The sequence below is a fragment of the Fulvivirga kasyanovii genome (assembly GCF_009711405.1).
Taxonomy (GTDB): Bacteria; Bacteroidota; Bacteroidia; order Cytophagales; family Cyclobacteriaceae; genus Fulvivirga; species Fulvivirga kasyanovii.
Window position 1 is genome coordinate 1 of sequence record NZ_SMLW01000253.1, and the last position, 3,254, is coordinate 3,254.

The window sequence follows — 3,254 nt, forward strand, 5'->3', positions numbered from 1 at the left end:
ATTTACTTTCTTTTTTTTAGCTTGTGTTTTGGCCTTATGTGCCTATTCATTTGATGGCTTTCCTGATCATGAACACTTTAATAAGGGTGAAATTTATGTAGAGGCTGATTCTGTTTCTCCTTCTATTAATCTGGAAGTTAACGATTATGGACGGTTAGCTACCTCCCAGGTAGAGGTTGAATTTAACCCGGAAGGAATAGCCACACTCCAATCATTAAAAGTATTGGCCTATGATCAATTTGCAATTGTGCGGATTGGTTATGGAGAGGATGTGGTATATGGTGATTTATATCAATTACCAGAAGGCACCCAGCAGGTAGAAATTACTTTGAAAGCAAGTGGTGACTTGGATTGGAGTGATATTTTTGTTGGCATGCGAAGCATTCTACCAGCCGGTGTTAGAATTGGCAACTATCCACTAACCCCTGTTGACTCCGTTTGGAGTAAGGTCTCCATACCTATGCATGAATTTGACAATTTTGAGGAGATCCAGTATATGTTTTTTAATGAAGGTTATAATGACATAAACTATCATATTAAAGAAATAAAATTTACCGGAGGCGAAGAAGACTTGGTATGGTTTGGGCCTTCTAAATTTGATAATGGTATCAGATCACCTTCTCCAACGGATATGTTTGAATTAATTATAGATGAGGGTCTTCCTGTAATTGAGGAGGTACGACTGGAGATACTTAATCATAACAGAGAGATTACTAAAACTCTGATGCCTTTTTCCTCCATGGACGTTATCATGCATCCGGGAGAGAATCTGCTACGTGGTGTATTGATTGATGAATATGGTGGCCTGCATTATTCTGATACGGTGAGTTATACTGTTTCTTCCGGCATAAGCGTAAGCCGGCTATGGCATGTAAGTTGTTCCTGGGCCGCCGATGGTCAAATACATACAACCGTAGACGGTGGTACTCCTCCTTATACCTATGCCTGGAGTCATGGAGCTTCCACCAAAGATGTCTCCGGACTGCCATCGGGAATTTATACTGTCACCGTTACAGATGCGAATGGTAAAACAGCTTCTACGTCTGCTAAAATTGAAGAACCTGTAGAGCTGTCAGCTACGCTAAATGTTTTTGGATGCGAGGGCAGACTTGAGGCTTCAGGAGGAACAGCTCCCTATTATTATGCTATTGATGGGGGATCTTATCTGAACTTCGGATCGGATACCAGAGAAAATGTATGGGAAGTTGTCGCTGATCATGATCCTGATGATAATTATCACAATATGGCAGTAGAATTACAATCTGATGGAGCGAATAACATCTATGTCGGAGGTAACTATAATGGGAAATTAGATTTTACAGGTAATCCGGTAGGAACTGCTGGAAATCAGGGCATTTATGTAGTTAAACTTAATTCAAAAGGGGATTTGATGTGGGGAATATCATCTCAGGTCACGAATCCGGCTGTAGATATGGCGGAGTTGCGAGATATGGCGGTAAGTACTGAAGGCGATGTTTTTTTTGCATTTTACACTCCGGGAGGGAATATTGAAGCATCTGACGGTACCTATGGTTTAGGTGAAGGAGATTATCTGGCAAAGGTGACTTCAGCAGGTATGGTTGACTGGATTATTGATATGCCAAAAGGTGTCGGGCACATAGGGTTAGACGGATTTAATAATGTTTACGTATCGGGAAAAATATCGGACATTTTTTTTTCGCTGCCTGAATTTGATCATATAAAAGGACCTTCTGATCTGTATCTGGCCCAATATACTGAAAATGGTGTTTTGCACTGGGTAGTTGATATAGAAGGACGCAACTCAGAGAGGATTGAGGATCTTGCTGTTGCGGATAATGGAGATGCCTATATTACTGGAGCGTTTGAAACTGATATTTCTTTTGGCGATTTGACTTTGGAAAGTAGCGGGTATGATGATATGTTCATAGCTAAATATAATGCCATCGGGGCTCTCATGTGGGCCAGAAAGGGTGGAGGAACAGGTAATTACGACGTTGGCACTGCACTAACACTCGATGATCAGGGAAGTGTGTACTTAGGTTTCACTCTAGGTAGCCACAATAGTACGTTTGGTAATGAAGGGTTTGGAAACCCTTTAGTAGTTCTCGGAAAACTCAAAGCCACAGATGGAAGCACGAAATGGACAAATCCTATTGTTTTTATGGATAACAACAGTCCTGATGGAAATGCTATTACAGGAATAGCAGTAGATAAATTTCCGTTTGTTTATGTCACAGGTGTATCGGAAGGCCGTGTAGTCTCAGATTACTATCTGGATCACTATCAGGGTGCTTTTATGATGAGTCTTAATGCCGATGGAGGATATTTTGAAAGAACCGATCTTTCATACACACCGTACTATTCCAAGGCTTATCCAATCACCTCAACAAACGATGATTATATTATTTATGCCAACTATGACGAATTTCTTTCAATTGCAAAATTCGGATTGCCACAAAAAACGTCAATCGAATTAGCTGAGGGGCAATCTACCATCACTGTAATGGATGCTCATAGTTGCTTATTTGAAGTAGAAATTCCAGATACTCCATCAACAGCGACAGTACCAGAAATTTGCTATGTCACCACAAGTAAAACGGCAAATGGGGTGAAAATTTTCTGGGATACGGATGGCTTTGATGAAGTGGATCATTATAAAATATACAAAGAAGATAAGGCATTCAATGATTTTAAAGTTATTGGCACAGCCGAATCAGACGGAGTATTTTATGATACACTGGCAAATATACATAAAAGAAGCTACCGCTACAGGGTATCGGCTGTAGCAAGTTGCGGAAAGGAAACATCACCAGGGGCTCCTCATAAAACAATGCACCTGACCGTGAGTGAGGGGAATAAAGGTCAGGTCAATCTGATATGGGACAGGTATGAGGGATTTGACTATCCAAGTTTTAAGATCCTGCGTGGGACATCTCCCGACCAAATGCAGTACCTGGATCAAGTGTCATCCAACCTTTATACTTATACAGATGTTACCCCGCCTTCCGGCAGCCTTTATTACCAGATCGTAATAGATGCTAATGTGTCCGGCACTCCTGTGGGCTGCGGATTAGAAAATGGCTCAGAAACAACAGGACGATTGGCCGATGCAGAAAGAGTGGTAGGCTCTAATATTGCTTCCCGTTTTGGAAAGGCAGGGAATCTTTCCTTCTATCCAAATCCCAGCTATGATAGGATTAACCTCAGGTTTAACCCTGATGGGGATGAATATCAGCTTAAGCTTATTGATGCTGCCGGTCGTGTTGTAAGGC

1 pseudogene is annotated in these 3,254 nt (G+C 41.4%); it reads left to right on the forward strand.

Features of this window, described 5'->3' with window-relative positions:
• A pseudogene (locus E1163_RS01490) lies at positions 1–3,254 on the forward strand (hypothetical protein); the annotation flags it as partial.